The organism is Bradyrhizobium sp. NP1 (assembly GCF_030378205.1).
GTDB lineage: Bacteria > Pseudomonadota > Alphaproteobacteria > Rhizobiales > Xanthobacteraceae > Bradyrhizobium.
The window spans coordinates 5915669-5935884 of the sequence record NZ_CP127385.1; the positions used below are offsets into that span (position 1 = coordinate 5915669).

Here is a 20216-nt window from a genome sequence, read left to right on the forward strand (position 1 = left end):
AGGCCGCTGACCAGGAGCTGTGCAAAACCCACGGCATTCATTGCGCCACCTCCCACGCCAGGCCGGCATTGATCCTGATCATCGTCGCGGCCGCTGTTCCTTCATGCGAGGCCTTGCTGTAGGTCACGGGGAACATCACGCCGGTGCGAAAGTCGTTGAGGGTTTCAAGCGCCTCGATGAATTTCGCCCGCGTAAGAGAGCGCCCGGCCCGGCTCAGCCCCTCCGCAAATATCTTTATGGCCGCGTAGCCCGCGAAGTCGTATTCGGACGGCCGGCCCGGCGGAAGTCCGCCCGGATATTTCGACCTGAGGGCACTCCGGTATTTCACGATTTCCGCGTTCGTTGAATCGTCGGCCAGGAACGGCGCGAACGTAACCGCGATAAAGCCTTCACCCGACTGGCCTGCGGCCTTCGGAAACAAGGGCGTGGCCGTTCCCGCGCCGCCAAACAGCGGCACTTTCAAGCCAAGGTCCTTGGCCTGGCGCGTGATGACGCCGGCTTCCGCCGCGAATGCCCAGACGTACAGGGCGTCGGCGCCAGACTGAGCGATCCTCAAGAGCTGGGCTGAGAAGTCCTGATCACCCTGGTTGAACCTTTCGCTCGCTTTGAGAGCGATGTTCGACTTTCCCAACCACTCTCGAACCGCTTCCTCACCGCCGATGCCGTAGTCGTTGCTGGTGTAGATCAGCGCCGGCTGCTTCACGCCGAATTTCTTGACGGTGTATTCGAGGAGACGATCGGCATGCGCGATCTCGTTGGAGAATACGCGAAAGACATTGTCGCGCGGCGGGACGAGCAGATTGCGGTTGGACGAAATCGACGCCAGGAAAGGAACCTTTTCCCGCCCGATGAGCGGCAGAACCGGCAACGTGCTGCCGCTCGTCGAACCCGCGATCAGGCCGAAGACGCGATCCTGGCTGAGGAGCCGTCTGACGCTCGCCTGAGCCTCTTGCGGTGACCCGGCATCGTCGTACACCACCAGCCTCAGTTTTCGTCCGTTGATTCCACCCGCCGCGTTGATCTCATCGATTCCGATTTGAATCGCGTCCCGCTCGGATGTTCCGAGTAGCGACGTTGACCCGGTTAACGGCGTCCACATGCCCAGAACGACCTCGTTGTCGGAGACCCCGATCTCCTGACACCTCGCCTGGGTCGCCGCGGCGACCATCGTCAGGGACGCCAGCAAGAGAGACAGCACCGACGACCATGAAAAGATCGCGCTAACCTTTCGAAGACCGATGTCACTCACACGACCCTCCATCTCGGCTGGGAATGTCTGGATAGTTTGCTTCTCTCCGCAACGGCCGAGGCGCGCGCCTGGCCCTCCTGCAAAAGCGCCCCCTCGTCCATCGAGGTCAGCTTTCCCCTTTCGAGCAGAATCCGGCCATCGACCAACACTGTGTCGGCCCCGCCGCGCGTGCTGAAAGCGAGGTTCGCAAGGGGATCGTGCAGCGGCACCCAATCACTCTGATTGACACCGAACAACGCGATATCGGCCTTCTTGCCTGCTTCGAGCGAGCCGATTTCCTTGTCGATGCCGAGCGCTTTGGCGGCCCGAATCGTCGCCATCTCCAATGCCAATTCGGGCGGCGTAATCGTCGCGTCCAGCCTGAACGACATGCTGCCGCCGCAAAACAGAAAGAGCTGCCGCAGCAGGTCGGTGTGATTGCTGGCCATCGCGGAGAAGCTGCCGAGCAGGACATTGACGCCGAAAGCGACGAGCTCCGGATAGCGGCCATATTCCAGCGATCCGGTACCGAGCCTGTGCGAGGCTGACGGCGTGCAAACGACGTGAGCGGCAGCATCGCGCAGCCTGACCATGTCAGTCGGACTGGACCAGCCGGCGTTCGAGATCAAAAGCCTGTCGCCGAGCAATCCGGCCGCGTCGAGACGCTCGACCTCGGTGCGAAAGTGCTCCCGGCGGGATGCGACGGCGTCGTCACGGCAGAAGGCCGCACCTGCCAATGTGATTGCGCCGGTCGTGGCGGCAAGTCTCGCCATTCCTCGGCAAAGGTCGTCGCTGCACGCCGGAAGCCAGGGCAGAGCCAGGGCCGGCCGGACACGAGACGACCCCAGCGCCTGAATTTCGAGAACGGCGCGTTGGGCGTTTTCAATTTCTTCGACGCAATCCGTCGCTCCGATCGGCGCCTCACCAAAAAACGTATCGGTCACGTCAGAGCAAGAACGTGAAACGAATGCCCGGATCCCCAGGGAGGCCGCAGCGCCTGCGACCTGTCCATAAAAGCGGCTGCCCGCGTCCACGAAGCACGTCGTACCCGCATGAACCATTTCAACCTGGCTCAGGAGGGATGCCGCGAATGCGTCTTCGGGAGACAGCGCCGCCTCGTAGGGCAGCCGACGACCGAGATGGTATTCATACATGTCGCAGGCGTCAGCCAGACCACGGCCAAGATGGTGACTGCTGTTGACGCAGCAGTCGACGATGCCCGGCAGCGCGAGCAGCCCGCGTCCGTCGATGGTTTTCTCGGCCTCGATGGAATGATCCAGATCCTCGGATTTCCCGATTGCCACGATCCGGTCGCGGTCAACCGCAATCGATGCGCTCTTCACGATTTCACGGGAAGCGTTGACCGTTACGGCCCAGTCCACGCCCTTGATGAGGACGGAACAGCGCGGCAAACCATCTCTCGCGCTCATCTGACGCTCCAGTGCGGCCTGTGGATCCGATCGAGGCCAGAGCGCTCTGCGATCGCGAGGCCCCGCATCTGGCCTTCGCGAATTGTCTCCTCTTCAGAGAAGGCAGTAATTTCGCCCTCCCGCATGAGCAGGCGGCCATCGACGAACACGTAATTTGCGCCGCCGCGGGAACTGTGCACGAGATTTGAGAGGGGGTTGTGGACCGGGCACCATTCAGATGTCCGCGTGTCGAACAGGACCAGGTCGGCTTTCTTGCCGACTTCAAGGGATCCAATCTCATCCTGCATCCCGACGGCGACGGCGCCATTGATCGTTGCCATTTCGATCATCTGCTCCGGGGGAAAGATGAAAGGACTTATCCGTGTTGATCTCATCATGCCCGCGCCGAGCCCCATCACGCGCACCAGGTCGAGGTGGTTGCTCGACATTGCCGCATTCCCGCCGAGCGCCACGGTCACGCCAAGCGCAGCAAATTCCGGGAAATGGCCGAAGGTCGCGTCACCCAGAGCAATTCGATAGCCGGTGGTCGGGGTATATGAGATCTTGAAGCCGCGCTTCTGGGCGAGCGCTATCTCATTTGGATTGGCCCAGCCCATTTGGATCATCACCATGTCGGGGCCAAGGACATCGAGCGCTTCCATGCGTTCGATATCGGTGAGGCCGCTGGTCCGTCGCGATCCGACGCTTTGATCGTGAGATTCACAGCAATGCGTGACGATGCCGACCTTGTGCTTGTCAGCCAGGCGGCGGATGCCCTTGCAAAGGGCATCGGAACAGCCGACCGGTATGCGTATCGAGAGCCAGGCCCGAACGCGGCCGCCGTGCGCATTCTTGTATGTGACGACGGTTTCTTCAGCCCGATCGAGCGCTTCTTCGGTGCTCTCGCGGAACAGCGGCCTTCGCGGCAGCTTTCCGATTTTCGTATTCTGAATGTCGAAGGCGGTTCGCGAAACGAAGCCGCGCATGCCGGAGTCGCCGGTGGCGCGTGCCGTCTCGTCGGGATAGTAGCTGCTCGGATCGAGAAAGCATGTGGTGCCGGATCGAATCAATTCGAGCTGACACAGGCGCGCCGCCCAGTAGGCGTCTTCGGCAGTCATCACCGACTCGTAGGCGTAGAGACGCTCCAGAAGCAGGACGGGCATGTCGCATCCGTCGCCAAGCCCCCTGCCGAGATGCTGGGTGTTGTGAACGTGGGTGTCGATGAAACCCGGCAGCGCAATGTGGCCGCTGCCGTCAATGACCTCATCCGCCTGGTAGTCGGGCGGCAGGTCCTCCGCCTTTCCGACGAATTCCAGCCTGTCGTCGGCGATGCCAACCGCGCCGTGCCTATAGATTGTCCTTCCGGCATCGACGGTTATCAGCCAGTCTACATTCTTGATCAGAACGCGCCCCATGGGGTTTCGCTCTCCCAACTCATTCTATTTGTTAGAATGACCGTAAGATGGCAAGAATTGGCTGTCAAGAGGACGATTTGCGCTGGGCCGAATGATCCCGTACGTAACTTGACGGAGCGAACCCTGAACGAGCCATGCGGACAGCAGAAAAGAAGTCGCAGCTAAACGCGCCGCTGTATCAGCAAGTCGCCGCTGAGTTTCGCCGCCGATTGGAGACCGCGGTCTGGGTGCCGGGCGCGCGCATTCCCAGCATCGACGCGCTCCAGGAAGAGTTTTCGGTCGCCGGCGTGACGATCCGGCAAGCGATAGAATCGCTTGAATCCGAAGGACTGCTGAAACGATACCAGGGCAAGGGAACGTTCGTATCCGGCGACGTTCAGGCGCGACGCTGGCTGAAAGTAGCCACGACATGGCGCTCTCAATTGGAGACGATCAAGGACGTCGTTCCCAATTTCATTGAGACGTCGGATCCTCCCAAGTCACCGAGACTGGCCAGCACCGAAGGCCGCCCGGCCGCGGACTACATCTATCTGAAGAGCGTGCAGTCGAGAGACGGATCCCCTTACGCATTGGTCAGCTTGCACCTGGCGAAATCGATCTTTGATCAGGATCCGAAGGCCTTTCGCAGTCGGGCAGCAATGGCCGCGCTGGTCGAGATGCCCGGCGTTTCCATCAAGAGAACGCGTCAAACCATCATCATCGGAAAGGCCGATGCCGCCACGGCCGTGCGGTTGGGGCTCGCGTTGGACGCGCCTGTGGTCGAGGCCAGGTGGATCATTACCGATCAGGATGACGTCGCGATCTACGTCGCCGAGATAGTCTATCGCGGCGATCTCATTCGCTTCGAGATCGAGCTTCCCGCGCCCGACGATGACCTGGACCTTCGGCGTGCAGGGACTTCGCGACGATCCGGCTCTAAGAACAGTGGTCGCCGGCGAGCCTAGCCCAGTGGAGGCATCGCCGGCGCCGCCCTCTCCGCAGGCGGTCTTGCCGCGGGCGACGGCGTCGAGTCACCGCCCGGCTGAATGCCATCATTTCCAGTGGATTGTGCGCAGATCATAGAACGCGTAGCCTTGTTGAGGCACCCATTCGATCTGGCTGTCCATCGCAAAGACGGAGAACAGCTCGGAAATCAGAACGGCATGCCCGTCATCGCGCATGATCCGTGCGATCTTGCGGAACAGCTTGTCGCGCTCGGCGGGATCCTCAACCGAGTTCGTCTGTTCGATCAGCGCATCAACTTCGGGATTGTGGTAGTCTGACCAGGTGCCCTTCTTGGCTGCGGTGCCGAAGATCGCAGTGATCGGATCATAGATCGCGTTCGAATACTGCATGACGGTCATCGGCCCGGACGCGTGCGTATTGTTGAGCCGATTCCACGCTGGATAGTCCAGTATCTTGATCTTTGCGCGCACGCCGATGGCCTGCCAGTAGCCGGCGACCGCATCGGTGACATCCTTCGGATAGGAGTTCGGGCTCAGAAGTTCAGTTTCGAAACCGCGTGGATAGCCTGCATCGGCAAGAAGCTTTCGCGCCTGCGTCGGGTCGTATGGATACGGCTTCAGATCCGGATCGACGCCCACGGGATAGTAGGCCGAGATGAAAGACGTCAGAGGTTTGCCGATGCCATGTTGAACATGCTTGATGATGGCGTCGACATCGATCGCGTAGTTCAATGCAAGGCGCACTCGCTTGTCGGCCAGCGGCGTGTTCGGCACGTTCGAATAGAGACGAATGTGCAGCGGACTCCCGGCCGGTACGAGGACAACCGAGAGACCGGCCGTGCTTTTGATCTGCTTCACGTCGCTCGGTGCGATCATGTCGGCCACATCAACCTCGCCGGCGCGCAGCGCGTTCAGACGGCTTGATGCGTCGGGGATGTACCGAAAAATCAGATGCTTGATCGCCGGCTTGGCGCCATAATACGCGTCGTGGCGCTCGAGCTCGAGAGACTGTCCGATCTGGTGCGAGACAAGCTTGTAGGGACCAGCGCCGACCGGCGCCCTGGCGAAAGCCTCGACCGACGGCAACGACTCCAGATATGCCTTCGGCACCAGAGCGACGAAAGCCGCCACCTTGTTCAGGAATACGACGTCGCGTTGCTTGAGCTTGACGTTGACGGTCGCGGGATCAATGACGTCGACCCGGTCGATGATGTCGGCAAGATAAGGCCGCCGCGTACTCTTGATTGCCGGGTCCAGGATCCGATCGAAGGAGAATTTCACGTCTTCGGCAGTCAGTTTGGCTCCGTTGTGAAAGATGACGTCCTGTCGGATGGTGAATCTATAGTCGAGACCGTCGTCGGAAACCTTCACGTCTTTGGCGACCTGAGGGATCAGTTTGCCCTGTTTGTCGAACGTGTAAAGATTGTCGAACATCTGCCAGGCATAACGATCGGAATTTCCGGTGTTGTCGACCTGCGCATCGAGCATCGCGATATCGCGACCGATAGCGATGACGATCGTGTCCTTGTCGACCGCCGGCCTCCCGCCAATCGCCGTGGACGGCGTAGCACCGAGCACGACACCGAAAAGAGCGAGGGCAACGATCGCGACACGCGATCCACGTTTATTCGCCCACATCGTCGTTCCTCACATGCTGCCGTTGGTTTGAATTCTCGACCGACAAAATGACTATGCGTTCTTCGCTCGCAGCAACGGCAGCACCAAGCGGCCAAAGCGCTCCGCCTCCTCGTCGTGGAGATAGCCCGACAGGCAGAAGGAATGGCAGCCAACGTCGATGAACTTCTGCAGCGTGTCGGCGCACTGCCGGGGATCGCCGACAACTGCGATGCCTGCACCGGGGCGCACTTTGGTGATGCCGGTCCACAGATGGGGGATGATGAGGTCCTGACTGGAGAGTTCCTGCATCCGACGGTTCGCCACCGAATTCTGGAAACGACCGGCGATATCCTTGCGGAATTCGGCATCCGCGTGACGAATGAGTTGGTCGGCAGCCGCCCAGGCGTCTTCCTCGCGCTCGCGGCAGATGATTTGCAGGCGCATGCCGAATCCGATCTGGTCAGCCCGCCCATACTTTGCCGCGAGCTGTCGAATCTGGCTCATATTCTCGGCCACCCGGTCCGGGTGATCGCCCCAGAAGAGATGGACGTCCGCGTGCTTGGCCGAGATCTCCCACGCTTCTTTCGAGCCACCTCCCAGATAGAATTTCGGATACGGCTTCTGAAGGACGGGCGGAATGACCTGAACGCCCTTGAGCTTGTAGAATCGCCCGTCATAGTCGATCGGCGCGTCGGCTTTCCACAAGGCCTTGAGGATGCTGACTTCCTCATCCATCAGCAGATAGCGGTCGTTTTTGCTGTAGGGTAGCCCGTCGGCGGCATATTGCTCGTCGCTCAGACCGGCGATCAGATTGATACAAATCCGCCCACCGGAGAGCTGATCGAATGTCGAGATCATCTTTGCCAGCAGCACCGGATTGATGTAGCCGGGTCGGGCCGCGATCAGCGGCTTTATCGATTTGGTTCGGGCCGCCATCATCGCGCCCGTGATCCAGGCTTCCCAGCAATGGACGTTGACCGGAATCAGCAGGTACTCGAAACCAGCGCGCTCCGCACTGAGCGACACGCGGTCGAAAGCGTCGATCGATGGCGGCACGGATGCACCCGGATCTCCGTAGGCCGTCGTGTCACCTTGCGTGGGAATGAACCAGCCCAGCTCGATTTTTCGCATCGCCCGACAAACCTCCTCCATAGACCACCCAGTGAATCCGCTCGACGATCGTCGCGGTGCCGAGCCCGCCATCCGCAGCAGGTGTTGCGGAGGCGGCGTAATCCGCCTCCGCTGAAACGCGCGTCAGCGCTGCAGGGTCGAATCGAAGCTTTCTCCCAGTTCGGACTGGCCGATGATCTGCGCCGTGCGGTCGTGGCCCGCATGCAGGACGTGGGTTTCCAGGTCGCGCAGATAACGGCTGAGCGGGAACTCGTCGAACAGAGCGGTCGAGCCAGCTGCGTGGATAATCTTGTGGGAGAGTTCGAAGGCCACATGCGCCGCCGTCGACTTGGCCGCCATGGATGCAAGCTCCGCCTCGACGACCGGTTTCGTCTTCCAGCACGCGATGGCGTGATGGAAGATCGCCCGCGCCGCCTCGAGCTGGATCTTCATTTCGCCGGTTCGCATCTGGGTGATGCCGTCCCGACCGCGGCCGCGCTTGCGCATGTAGTCGAGGTACCAATCGTACATGCCCTCGGTCGCGCCCAGATAGGTGGCCGCGAATCCGAGGTGGAATTTCCCCTGCCAGCGCTGACGCGGATACGTGCCCGGTTCACCGAGGAACTGGTCTTCGGTCACGAAAACGTTGTCGAGTGTAATGATCGATGATGGAGCCGCCCGCATCCCGTTCGGCCGATACCAGGCGTGATCCATCGAGACACCCTCCATACCCGGCTCGATGATGATCATCTGGTGATTTTGGTTGTAGTCCTCGGTTCCGGCGAGGGCGACGAAGATGATTGCGAAGTCCATCGTCGGCGCATTGGTGGCGTAGTTCTTCTCGCCGTTGATGACCCATCCGCCATCGACCTTCTTGGCGGTCGTATTCATCATATACATATGCTTGCGCTTGGCTTCGCTGCCGACGAACGAGCCCAGGAACGAACGCTCCCGCATGGGCTCAAGATAGCGCTTCTTCTGGCTCTTCGTGCCGATGGCTTCCAGGCACCAGGCGGTGTGATTGGTCACCTGAACACAATGCGCGGTGCCGGGGCAGCCCTGCGCGATGCTGCGCTGGGCCTGCAGATAGGTCGCCGGATCGTCGGTATCGAGATTGCTGCCGCGACCTCCGCGTTCCTTCGACAGGGTGGTGCGTAGCCAGCCACCCTGGTGAAGTTCCCTGATGTTCTCGACCGGCATGTCGCAATTGGCATCGTAGGCGCGCCCGCGCTCGCGAAACTTGGTCGTCGCGAGTTCGCGCAGCGCCGTCATCTCCGCGGTATGCAGGGCTGCTTCCGGATCAATCGGGCGTTCCATCGGGCGATTCCTTTCAAGCATTATTGGTCTCCAGGCGGATCGTTTCGGCGAAATGGCAGGCGACGAGGTGATCAGGCTCCAGCCGGCGCAGGGATGGCGGCTCCAGGCGGCAGCGATCGCGGGCGAAAGGACAGCGAGTGTGGAAGACGCAGCCTGAGGGCGGGGACAGCGGCGAGGGTATCTCCCCGGAAACCGGAGCTGCGTTGACGTCCGGCGTGGCGGAGGCGATCAGGGCCAGACTGTAGGGATGCCGCGCGTCGGAGAGGATCGTCTCCTTCGATCCGACTTCGACAAAGCGCCCCAGATAAAGCACGCCTATCTGCGTGCTCATGAAGCCAATGACGGCGAGGTCGTGTGAAATCAGGAGATAGGTCAGCCCCAGTCGGTCCTGCAAATCGCGGAGCAAATTCAGGATCTGAGCCTGAATCGACACGTCGAGCGCCGAAACCGGTTCGTCCAGGACGAGGAGACGCGGCTCGAGCGCGAGAGCTCGCGCAATCGCCACACGCTGGCGCTGTCCTCCCGACATCTCGTTCGGATAGCACCGCGCCACGCTCTGCGGCAGGCCGACCGCGTCGAGGAGGTAGGCGACCCGTTCCGCCCGCGCCGCTTTGCTCGGATAAGTGCGATGGATTCGAAGCGGCTCATCGATGATGCGATCGACCCGCATGCGCGGACTGAGCGCGCTGTAGGGGTCCTGCAGCACCGGCTGCAGCAAGCGGCGGAACGCAAAGCGTTCCGCCCTGTCGTGCCCGGCAATGTCGCGACCATCGATGACGATCTCACCCGATGTCGGCTCGTCGGCTCCCATGACCATCTTTGCGGTCGTCGTTTTGCCGGAGCCGGATTCGCCCACCAGGCCGAAGGTCGTTCCGGCGGGCACGTCGAACGAAATCCCGGCGACGGCGTGCAGAATCTCCGCCTTCCCGAACAGGCCGCGGGAGATCGGAAACGTCTTTCGCAAATCTCGAACCGAGAGGAAGGCGCTCATCCGAGCACCTCGTCGGCATGCCAGCAGGCCGAGCGGCGCGTCTCGCCGGCCGTTGCCATCCAGTCGGGGTATTCCGTCCTGCACAATTCGGTCGCGCGCGGACAGCGAGGTTCGAACCTGCACCCGGAGGGAAGCGCCGCAAGGGATGGAGGCTGGCCGGAGATCAGCGGAAGGCGATCTTCCTGCCTGCCGAGCTGAGGCAGCGCACGCAGCAGCCCTTCCGTATAGGGATGGGCTGGCCGGGCAAAGATCTCGGCCACCGGCCCCTGCTCGACGATCCGGCCCGCATACATGATCGCGACCTCGTCACAGAAGCGCTGGACGGTGTGCAGGTCGTGCGTGACGAGAATGATCGCCATCCCGGTCTCACGCTGGAGATCGCGAAGCAGGGCCAGGATCTGCTGCTGCACCGTCACGTCGAGCGCAGTCGTCGGCTCGTCCGCGATCAGCAGCTTCGGTGCACAGGCGATGTTGAGCGCGATCGCGACGCGCTGGCGCATGCCGCCCGAAAATTCGTGCGGATAGGACCCGAGGCGCTTCTCCGCGGCCGGAATCTGCACCCGCGACAGCACGTCCACGACCTTGGGCCGTCGCGCGCGACGCGACCGATCGCCGAGGTGATATTTGAAGACCTCTCCGACCTGATCCTCGACATCGAAGAGCGGGTTGAGGGAGGTCATCGGGTCTTGGACGATCATGCCGATCTTGCGGCCGCGAATGGCCTCCATCTCCGCCGGACTCTTGGTCAGGAGATCCTTGCCCTCGAACAGCACTCGGCCGCCCGCGATATGTCCGTTGCCGGGCAGAAGCCGCATGATGGAGGAGCACGTCATGCTCTTGCCGGAACCGGATTCGCCGACGAGGGCGAGCGTGCGGCCGGGCGGGACGGAGAAACTCACATCGTCGACCGCCGTGACGATGCCGGATTCCGTGGCCAGCCAGGTGGTCAGATTCTCGACACGGAGAAGAGTGCTCATCTCTACCATCTCCGCCTTAGGCTGGGATTGAGCCTGTCGCGCAGCGCATCGCCGAGCAGATTGCCGGACAGCACGGTCGCCATGAGGGCAAGACCCGGGAAGACGGATATCCACCATGCTCGTTCGAGATAGCCGCGACCGTCCGCGATCATCGTGCCCCACGAGGGATCGGGAGGCTGCACACCGAGCCCGAGGAACGACAGCGTCGCTTCCAGGATGATGATCAAGCCGACATCCAGCGTCGCGAGGACGATGAAGGTGCCGAGCACGTTCGGCAGGATGTGATGGGCGATGATCCTGAGGGGCGATGCCCCGCCGAGCTTCGCCAACAACACGAAATCCCGGCTCTTGAGCGAGAGCGCTTCGGAGCGGATGACGCGCGTGAAGCGCGCCCAGTTGGCGAGGCTGAGGACAACGACGATGTTGGTGAAACTCGGACCGACGGCACCGACCAGGACGAGCGCGAGGATGACGGCCGGCAGCGAAAACTGCACGTCGGCGATCCACATCACCGCCCTGTCCACGACGCCGCCGAAATAGCCCGCGACGAGGCCGAGGATCGTGCCGAAAGCCCCCGCCAGCGCGACGGCACAGGCGGCAAGAAAGAGCGAGACCTGCCCGCCCCAGATCACGCGCGACAGCACATCGCGTCCGAGTTGATCGGTCCCGAACCAATGCTGCACGGAGGGAGCCTGCAAGGCCCTGTCGAGGCCGATCTCGTTCGGATCGTAAGGTGCCACGAAGACGGCCAGCAGTGCCGAGCCGAAGACGATCGCAAGCAGAATGATCGCGACCCAGACCTGCAGCGAGCCGAGCCAGCGCGAGGAGCGCTTCGCCGCGATCGTCGCCAGCGTGCGATCCTTCGCGCCGGTCGATCGCAGGACGGGCCGGTCTGGCGAGGGGGCATCAAGCATAGCGGATGCGCGGGTCGATATAGGCGTAGAGGAGATCAACCGCGAGATTGATCGCGGTGAACATCAGCGCGGAAAGGGTCACGGCCGCCTGAACGACCGCGTAGTCGAGATTCGCGATCGAATCGAGGATGAGCTTGCCCATTCCCGGCCAGGCGAAAACAGACTCGATCGATACCGCGCCGCCCATCAGAATGCCGAACTGGAGCGAGGCGAAGGTGAGAACCGGGAGCGCCGCGTTCTTGAGCGCGTGCTTGTAGACGACGGTCCGCTCGGGTACCCCCTTGATTCGAGCCATCTTGACGTATTCGGAGGTCAGGACCTCCATCATGTTGGAACGCGTCAGCCGCATCAGGCCGGCTGCGGAATACCATCCGAGCGCGATCGACGGCATGATGAGATATTGCGGGCCGCCATAGCCGCTGGTCGGCAGCCAGCCGAGCTGGACGGAGAATACGAGCACGAAGATCAGCCCGAAGAAGAAGGGCGGCGCCGCCTGGCCGAACAGGGCGATGGCCTTGGCCAGAAAGTCGATCCAGCTGTCCGGGCGAACGGCCGAGGCGACACCCAGCGGCACCCCGACCAGGATTCCGATCGCGAGTGAGGTGCAGGTGAGCAGAAGCGTTGGACCTATCCGCGCCAGCACGACATCGAGGGCCGGCAGGCTGAAGCGATAGGACATCCCCATATCGCCGTGGAGCAATTGCCGCAGATAGCGCCAGTACTGGACCACGACCGGATCGGAGAGCCCCATCTGTTGGCGCAGCAATTCGCGATCCGCCTCCGTCGCCTCGGGAGGCAGCATCAGATGGGTCGGGTCGCCGATCAGGCGGATGATCACGAAGATGATCATCGTGACCAGCAGCACCGTCACGATCGACTGCGCGATACGGAGGGTTAGGTAGCGCAGCATTGCCGCATCTCGCCTCGAGGCCTGATGTCCGTTACTTCCAGCGGACCGTACGCAGGTCGTACCAGGCGATACCCGGCTGAGGCGCCCAGTCCAACTCGCTGTCAGCGCCGTAGACGTAGAAGATCTCGGTAATCAGCACGGCCTGCGCATCGTCGTGCAGGATCGAGCCGATCCGCTTGAAGATGCGATCGCGTTCGGACCGGTCGGCGGTCTTGTTCGCCTCGATGATGAGCTCTTCGATCTCGGGATTGGAGTAGTCGGACCAGGTGCCGGACTTGCTCGCGCCCCCCGTCACCGGATGGATCGGATCGAAGATGGCGTTCGACATCTGCATCAAGGTCATCGGCCCGCTCTTGTGGGTGTTGTTGAGCCGGCTCCAGGCCGCGTAGTCGATCCTTTGAATCTTCGCCTTGACGCCGACCTGCGTCCAATAGGCGGCCAATGTCTCGGCGATCTCCTTCGGCCAATCGCTCGACGAATAGATCGATATCTCGAAGCCGTTGGGATAACCGGCCTCTTTCAAGAGCTGCTTTGCCTTGGCGGGATTGTAGCCGTAGGGCTTGAGATCGCGGTTCACGCCATACGAATAGTAGGACGAGATGTAGCTCGTGAGCGGCGCCCCGGCGCCGTGCAGCACGTTCTTGATCAAGGCGTTGACGTCGATGGCGTAGTTGAGGGCCAGCCGCACCTTCGCCTTCGAGATCGGCGACGACGGATCGTCGGCGTAGAGACGAACCCCGAGCGGGCTTCCGATCGGGACGGAGTGAACCGTGAGGCCGGGCGTCTTCTTGAGCCGCTCGATCTCGGCGGTCGGAATGCCGTCGCTCAGATCGACCTCGCCGGTCAGGAGCGCGTTCACCCGGCTCGAGGGCTCCTCGATCAGGCGCATGATAAGGCGCTTGATGCCGGCTTTCGGACCGAAATAGTCGTCGAAGCGCTCGAAGGTGACGGACTGGCCGATCTTCTGCTCGACGAAACGATACGGTCCGGTTCCGACCGGCGCGCGCGCAAACGCCTCGGGGCTTCCGAGCGATTGCGTATAGGCCTTGGGCACGATGAAGAGATAGCCGGCGATCTTGTTGAGGAACGCCCCGTCCGGCTCCTTGAGCGTGAAGACGACCGTCTTCGCATCCTTGGCCTCGGATTTGGCGACGACCGGCGCGAAGGCGGGACGGCGCGTGCTTTTCACGGCCGGATCAAGAATCCGGTCCATCGAATAGGCCACGTCTTCGGCCGTCATGAGCTGACCGTTGTGAAACTTCACGTCGGTGCGCAGCGTGAACGTGTAGGTGAGACCGTCCTCGGATCGGGTCATGCCGGTCGCCAGACTCGGCACGATGTCGCCTTTGCGGTCGAGCGCGTAGAGCGTGTCGTAGAGTTGCCAGCCGTAGCGCTGGGAGTCCCCGCTCGCGGTGACCTGCCCGTCGAGATTGAATATCTCCTTGCTGACCGCCATGACGACCGTGTCGCGATCGACCGCCGGCTTGCCGCCAATCGCGGCGGCCGGAAGAGGGACGAGAAGCGCGGCCAGACAGGAGAGCATCCGAAGATGCCGCGCGATGCCGGTTGTCATGGTGCTCTCCCTCAGCCGCCGCGGCGGGTTTCCGGCCCGCCGCTGACATAGATGACTTGGCCGGACACGTAGGACGCCTCGTCGTCGGACAGGAAAGCGATCACGGCGGCGACGTCGGCCGGAACCCCGACGCGGCCGACCGCGATGCCCTTCGCGCGCTCCGCCTTGTAGGCCTCCGGATCCTTGCCGAGCCTGCCGGCGGTCTTGCGCGTCATTTCGGTGTCGATGAAACCCGGCGCGACGCAGTTCACCGTGATGCCGAAGCGACCGAGTTCGAGCGCGAGCGATCGCGTGAAGCCCTGCAACCCGGCCTTGGCCGTCGAATAGTTCACCTGGCCGCGATTGCCGAGCGCAGACGTCGAGGACAGGTTCACGATCCGCCCCCAACCGCGCTCCACCATGGCCCGCTGCGCGACACGACTGCACAGGAACGCGCCGCGCAAATGGACGAACATGATGTCGTCCCAGTTCTCGAGGCTCATCTTGTGGACGAGGTTGTCGCGGGTGACCCCCGCATTGTTCACGAGGATGTCGAGCGATCCGAGATCCCGCGTTACGTCCGCAACGAGCTGCTCGACCGCGTCGGGGTCGCCGACATTGGTCCGATAGCCCCGCGCCGGCACGGCATGGTCGGCATTGATCCTGGCGGCAGCCTTCTGTGCCGCCGCGTCGTCGAGGTCGCAGATCGCGATCGCCGCGCCATCGCGCGCGAGGCGCTCGGCTGTCGCGAAACCTATGCCACCGGCGCCGCCGGTAATGAGCGCGACGCGCCCGTGTTTCCGCCCTGACATTGTCTCTTCCAATTGGAGCGCCCGTTTTGGCACCCTGATTGTGTCAATTGTATCTATGAAATTGACGCAATGCCAGTGACAATTTCGCCCGGTCCCATCATGACCACGACACTTGCCGGAGGTTCAGGAAGCCGGACCCCTCTTGCATGCTCCACCGCAGCCCGTCCTTGTGGCTGAACAGGTGAAACAGTTCGGTGATGAAGACCGCGGCTGCATCGTCGTGAAGAAGCTGCCCGATCTGGCGGAAGATGGCTCCGCGTTTGTCGTCGCCGACGGCGGAATTGAGCTTCTCGATCAGCGCTTCGACATCTGGATTGAAATAGTCGGACCAGGTCCCGCTCTTCGAGAAGGAGCCGGCCACCGGGTGGATCGGGTCGTAGATGGCGTTGGTAAACTGCGTGATCGTCGCCGGGCCGCTCTTGTGCGTATTGTTAAGCCGGCTCCAGGCCGCGTAGTCGATGCGCAGAATTTCGGTCTTCACGCCGACCTGGCCCCAATAGGCGGCGATGGCTTCGGCCAATTCCTTGGGATGGTCGTTGGCGCTATAGAGCTTGAGCGCGAACCCGTCCGGAAAGCCTGCCTTCTTGAGGAGCTCGCGGGCCTTCTTGGGATCGTACGCGTAGGGCTTGATGTCGGGATCTGCCCCATAGGGGTAGAAAGCCGAGATGAACGTTCCCATCGGCTGGCCGACGCCGTAGTAGACCGACCGGATGATCGCCTTGCAGTCGAGGGCGTGGTTCAGGGCGAGGCGTACGTCGCGCTTGGAAATCGGCAGCGACGCGTCGTTCGAATAGAGCCTGACATGCATGGGGGCGGAGACGGGATTGGTCAGCGTCTTCAGCCCCGGTGTCTTGCTGAGCCGTTCCTTCTCGTTGAGTGGCGCCTGCACGACGAGATCGACCTCCCCCGTCAGCAGCGCGTTCACGCGTGTCGATCCCTCGGGGATCATCTTCATGACGAGGGTCTTGATGCCGGGCTTCTCGCCATAGAAATCCTCGAACCGCTCCAACTCGAGCGTCTGACCGATATCGTGGCGCTTCAACCTGTAGGGACCCGAGCCGATGGGCGCAGTGGCAAAGGCTTCCGAATTGGGCAGCCCGCTCGTGTAGGCCTTGGGGACGATAAACAGAAAGCCCGCGATCTTGTTGAGAAAGGCACCGTCGGGCTGCTTGAGCTTGAAGACGACAGTCAGCGGGTCGGGCGTCTCGACCCCGGCCATGATCGGCGCGAAGAAGGGCCGGCGGGTGCTCTTGGCGGCGGGATCGATCACCCGCTCCATCGTGAACTTGACGTCCTCCGAGGTCAGCGGATCGCCATTGTGAAAGCGAATGCCGGGACGGAGCTTGTAGGTATAGCTGAGCCCGTCATCGGAGACTTTCACCTCCGTCGCCATGCGGGGGACCGTGCGGCCCTTGAAATCAAATCCGTAGAGCGAATCGAACAGCTGGAGCGCATAGCGCTGTGAATCGCCGCTGGCGGTCACAAGGGCGTCGAGGCTCTGAATCTCCTTCTCCAGCGCGATGACCAGCGTGTCCTTGTCGACGGCAGGCTTGGGGCCGACGGATTTGGCGCCGGATTGCGCATTGGCTCTCCCGATCGTTCCGAGAAGAGCGGCTGCACCGATCGCAGCTCCGAAATCGCGCCGATTGAACATTCATTCCTCCTTGGCGAGCGTTGCCGCCCCGTTTGCTGTGCCCAACACTGCGGTCGGGTTCAGTTGACCACCCTCTTCTCTCGCTCGCCCGGCGATGCGGCCAGCCGGCTGGCGAGCAGACGCTCTCCCTCCGCCCGCAGGACGAATTTCTGGACCTTTTCGGTCCCGGCGGTCAGCGGGAGTTCGGACACGCGCTCAATCAGTTCCGGGAGCTTGAACGACGACAGGCGCGGCTTCAGATATTCGGCGAGTTCCGCCGGATCGGCGGCGCGGCCTTCAGCCGGAACCACGAAGGCGATGCCCACCTGCCCCCAACGCGGATGAGCGACGCCCACAACGGCGGCCGCATCAACGTCCGGGTGGGCCAGGAGCACGGCCTCGACCTCGGCCGGCGAGATGTTGAAGCCCCGGCTCTTGTAGCCGTCGCCGAGGCGCCCGCGAAACGTCAGACGCCCCGTCTCGTCCAGCGAGCCTCCATCTCCCGTCCTGAACCAGCCGTCCGGCGTCAGCGCCTTGCGGCTCTCCTCGGGCTTCCGGAAATAGCCGGGCGTGATGCAATAGCCGCGGGCCCAGATCTCCCCGGTTTCGCCCGTCGGGGCGTCCCGGCCCGATTCGGGATCGACGACACGCAGCTCGACGTCCGGTAGCGCGTAACCCTGCGTGGTGATCCGCGTCTCGAGCGGATCGTCCCACCGGTTGCGCGTGAGGACGGTCGTCGTCTCCGTCAGGCCGTATCCGGTCATCATGCCGGACACGGCCAGATCGTGGGCGACCATTTCCAAAATTCGGCGCTCGCTGCTGAGCACCCAGCCAATTCGAAGGCTCGACAGATCGAAATCGGCGCGCTCGGTCGAGGCGACCAGCGATTCGACCATCGGCGGCAGGAAATGCGCCGCTGTGCAGCGCTCCTGCGAAACGCTCCGCAGGAATTCGCGCACCTCGAACCGCTCCCCGAGAACAACCAACCCGCCGCGCGCCCACAATGGCAGGACGCCGTTCATCATCGCCATCGAACCGAACAGCGGGATGCAGAGATAAAGCCGATCGTCGCCGGTCAGCTCGGCGCGTTCGCCGATATCGAAAGCCTTGCGCCACACGCAGTGGGTGATCAACGCTCCCTTCGGAAGCGCCGTGGTCCCGGAGCTGTAGGAGATCAGGGCAGGCTCGCCGGGATTGTCCGCATAGACGGGAGGTGCTTCTGCATCCGTCTCCTGACCGAAGGGCGGCCATTCGACGAGTCCCGGCCAACCGGGCCCGGCATCCAGCGTTACGATTCGCCGAAGTCCGGGCAGTTCGGCCGGCGCCAGCGCAGCCGCCGACTGTACCCGCACCTCCGGGCACAATTCTGCAACTTCTGCGGGGAAATCGCGAAATGAACCACGACCTGGAATGATCAGCGCAGTACTATCGGATTGCGCGAGCTGATAGCGAACCTCCGGCAGCTTCAGCCGCGTGTTGAGCACGACGGTGATCAAGCCAATTTGCGATGCGCCTAGCCAACACCAGAGGAATTCCGGCCGATTGGGCAACCACAGCGCGACGCGATCACCCGGCCGCAGGCCGAGCGCCTCGAAGCGCCGCGAGGCCTCGTCGACCCTCCGTTTCACGTCGGCGAACGAATATCGCTCTCCCCGGAAGACCAGCGCTTCCCGCGCGCCGAATTCATCCGCCAGCCACTTCAACGCCGAGCCGTAGGTTGCGTCGACGAAGGGATTTCCTGGTGCCGCCATCCTCAATCCGCGTAGCGTCTCGCCCGGCCCCTCCGGCTGGATCGATACATCTGAGCTTAGGACATGGATACAATCGACGTCAATGTCATTGTATGCTAAGATACATTTCGACGACGCCAGATTTTTCTCCCAAAAGCGTAGCGACGGACATGATCCATGTGGACACCTAACATCCGCGATCTCGAAGGCCCCCGCTACATCGTGATCGCGACCGCGATCGCACAGGCGATCGACAGCGGCGAATTGCCTCCCGGCAGCCAGCTGCCGCCCCAGCGGGACCTCGCCGAAAGCCTGGGCGTCACGGTCGGAACGGTGACGCGCGCCTACGCATTGGCCCGCGAGAAGAACCTCGTGAGCGGCGAGGTCGGTCGCGGCACCTTTGTCAGAGCGGGGCGGAATATCGGGCAGCGACTGGAATTCCGGCCTGCGGCGCAAGAGCGCACGGTCGATTTTTCCTGTTATCGCGCGCCGATCGCGGGCCTTGGCGATCTCGTCTCGGCGTCGTTGGCGACCCTGGCCCAGCGCGCTGCCTTTCTGCCACTGCAAAAATATCCGCCCGCGGCCGGGCTCCCGGCCCATCGCGCCGTCGCAGCCACATGGCTTGGTCGGACAGGGCTCTCGGCGCGTCCAGAGGACGTGCTGATCTGCGCCGGAGTTCAGCAGGCGATCCAGGTCGCTCTCGCGACGCTCGCCGGTCCTGGCGACGTGGTGCTGACGGATGAACTGACCTATCCGGGCCTGAAGGCTCTCGCCGCGCTCCAGGGGCTACGCCTCGTCGGCGTCGAAATGGACCAGGAGGGGATGCGCCCCGAGGCGTTGCGTGAAGCCGTCGTGCGAACCGGCGCCAGCGTCGTCGCGCTTCAAACGACCCTGCACAACCCGACGATCGCCACGATGAGCCTCGAGCGGCGGCAGGCGATCGCGGATGTCGCAGAAGAGCTCGGGCTCACGCTGTTCGAGGACGACGCGCAAGCGGCAATCCTGGCGGAGCGCCCGGTGCCACTCGCAGCCCTCGCGCCCGAGAGAACCGTCTATGCGACCGGCCTCGCCAAGGGGCTGAGCCCGGTCTTCCGAACGGGGTTTGTCGTCTGCCCGCCCTCTCTCAACGAGGCCCTGTCGAACACGCTTCACGCGATGACGCTTGGCCCCTCGCCGTTCGTCGGCGAGATGGTATCGAGCATCCTCAGCCATCCCGATCTTGACCGGGTGATCGAGCGAATGCGTGCGATCATCGCCGAGCGTGTCGCCTTCGCGGTCGAGCTTCTCGGACCCGATCGCGTTCGTTCTCATCCGGCTTCGGTCCATATGTGGCTGAGCCTGCCGCCGGAATGGCGGCCGCTGGATTTCGAGGCGGCAGCGCGCCGCAAGGGTGTCGCCGTGGTCGCCGCCGACAATTTCGCAACCGACGGCGTGCGCCCACCTGGCGCCGTGCGGCTCTCACTCAGCCCGGGAGCCGGGGACAACCTCCTTCATCGGGGCCTGACCACACTGAAGGGCATGCTCGACAGCCGGCCGATCCTGTCGGCGACCATCATCTGAGCTTGAGTTTATCGCGAGAGCACCACCCTGATTCGGTCAGAGCGGACTGCGCGCCTAGTGGTCCGATTCTAACATTCGCATCCCGTCGTGGCAGGCT

General features: G+C 62.7%; 16 protein-coding genes. 2 read left to right on the forward strand and 14 right to left on the reverse strand.

The genetic code is table 11. The features are described 5' to 3' along the window. Positions 1 to 37: 37 nt before the first annotated feature. From QOU61_RS28725 to QOU61_RS28735, 3 genes are read right to left on the reverse strand one after another with little or no spacing between them, the layout of a single operon-like run. Positions 38 to 1249, reverse strand: coding sequence for an ABC transporter substrate-binding protein (locus QOU61_RS28725; RefSeq protein ID WP_289654583.1), 1212 nt, complete (start codon positions 1247 to 1249; stop codon positions 38 to 40). Beyond that, a complete protein-coding gene (locus QOU61_RS28730; RefSeq protein WP_289654584.1) occupies positions 1246 to 2658 on the reverse strand; it encodes an amidohydrolase family protein in 1413 nt (470 codons plus the stop codon). Before QOU61_RS28730 ends, QOU61_RS28725 begins: the two co-directional genes overlap by 4 nt. After that, positions 2655 to 4052 carry an amidohydrolase family protein gene (locus QOU61_RS28735; protein ID WP_289654585.1) on the reverse strand — a complete coding sequence of 466 codons (1398 nt, stop codon included), beginning with the start codon at positions 4050 to 4052 and terminating at the stop codon, positions 2655 to 2657. Before QOU61_RS28735 ends, QOU61_RS28730 begins: the two co-directional genes overlap by 4 nt. A 134-nt stretch (positions 4053 to 4186) precedes the next feature. On the opposite strand from QOU61_RS28735, the gene QOU61_RS28740 reads away from it, so the two are divergent. Further along, the gene (locus QOU61_RS28740) at positions 4187 to 4996 is read left to right on the forward strand and encodes a GntR family transcriptional regulator (protein ID WP_289654586.1); all 810 of its coding nucleotides are present in this window, start codon (positions 4187 to 4189) and stop codon (positions 4994 to 4996) included. Positions 4997 to 5083: 87 nt separating this feature from the next. On the opposite strand, the gene QOU61_RS28745 is transcribed toward QOU61_RS28740, so the two are convergent. The 11 genes from QOU61_RS28745 to QOU61_RS28795 all read right to left on the reverse strand — a co-directional run bounded on the left by QOU61_RS28745 (position 5084) and on the right by QOU61_RS28795 (position 18532). Beyond that, positions 5084 to 6430 (reverse strand): ABC transporter substrate-binding protein, encoded by a 1347-nt coding sequence (locus tag QOU61_RS28745; RefSeq protein ID WP_289654587.1) that lies wholly within the window; start codon positions 6428 to 6430, stop codon positions 5084 to 5086. A gap of 255 nt (positions 6431 to 6685) precedes the next feature. Next, on the reverse strand, positions 6686 to 7744 hold the full coding sequence (locus QOU61_RS28750; RefSeq protein ID WP_289654588.1) for an LLM class flavin-dependent oxidoreductase: 1059 nt from the start codon (positions 7742 to 7744) through the stop codon (positions 6686 to 6688). Positions 7745 to 7867: 123 nt separating this feature from the next. Next, positions 7868 to 9040, reverse strand: a complete 1173-nt coding sequence (locus QOU61_RS28755; RefSeq protein WP_289654589.1) for an acyl-CoA dehydrogenase family protein — start codon at positions 9038 to 9040, stop codon at positions 7868 to 7870. A gap of 13 nt (positions 9041 to 9053) precedes the next feature. Then, a complete protein-coding gene (locus QOU61_RS28760) occupies positions 9054 to 10031 on the reverse strand; it encodes an ABC transporter ATP-binding protein (RefSeq protein ID WP_289654590.1) in 978 nt (325 codons plus the stop codon). Further along, the gene (locus QOU61_RS28765) at positions 10028 to 11008 is read right to left on the reverse strand and encodes an ABC transporter ATP-binding protein (protein WP_289654591.1); all 981 of its coding nucleotides are present in this window, start codon (positions 11006 to 11008) and stop codon (positions 10028 to 10030) included. The genes QOU61_RS28760 and QOU61_RS28765 overlap by 4 nt, the downstream gene beginning before the upstream one ends. A gap of 2 nt (positions 11009 to 11010) precedes the next feature. Continuing rightward, positions 11011 to 11922, reverse strand: a complete 912-nt coding sequence (locus tag QOU61_RS28770) for an ABC transporter permease (RefSeq protein WP_289654592.1) — start codon at positions 11920 to 11922, stop codon at positions 11011 to 11013. Continuing rightward, complete coding sequence (locus QOU61_RS28775; protein WP_289654593.1) at positions 11915 to 12832, reverse strand: ABC transporter permease; 918 nt, start codon at positions 12830 to 12832, stop codon at positions 11915 to 11917. The genes QOU61_RS28770 and QOU61_RS28775 overlap by 8 nt, the downstream gene beginning before the upstream one ends. Before the next feature lie 31 nt (positions 12833 to 12863). Then, on the reverse strand, positions 12864 to 14405 hold the full coding sequence (locus tag QOU61_RS28780) for an ABC transporter substrate-binding protein (RefSeq protein ID WP_289654594.1): 1542 nt from the start codon (positions 14403 to 14405) through the stop codon (positions 12864 to 12866). An 11-nt stretch (positions 14406 to 14416) separates the two neighbouring features. After that, on the reverse strand, positions 14417 to 15196 hold the full coding sequence (locus QOU61_RS28785; protein WP_289654595.1) for an SDR family oxidoreductase: 780 nt from the start codon (positions 15194 to 15196) through the stop codon (positions 14417 to 14419). A gap of 97 nt (positions 15197 to 15293) precedes the next feature. After that, a complete protein-coding gene (locus tag QOU61_RS28790) occupies positions 15294 to 16850 on the reverse strand; it encodes an ABC transporter substrate-binding protein (protein WP_289654596.1) in 1557 nt (518 codons plus the stop codon). 59 nt (positions 16851 to 16909) lie between these two features. Then, on the reverse strand, positions 16910 to 18532 hold the full coding sequence (locus QOU61_RS28795; protein WP_289654597.1) for a class I adenylate-forming enzyme family protein: 1623 nt from the start codon (positions 18530 to 18532) through the stop codon (positions 16910 to 16912). A 204-nt stretch (positions 18533 to 18736) separates the two neighbouring features. Between QOU61_RS28795 and QOU61_RS28800 the strand changes: the two genes are divergently transcribed. Continuing rightward, the gene (locus tag QOU61_RS28800; RefSeq protein ID WP_289654598.1) at positions 18737 to 20119 is read left to right on the forward strand and encodes an aminotransferase-like domain-containing protein; all 1383 of its coding nucleotides are present in this window, start codon (positions 18737 to 18739) and stop codon (positions 20117 to 20119) included. The last annotated feature ends 97 nt before the right edge of the window (positions 20120 to 20216 follow it).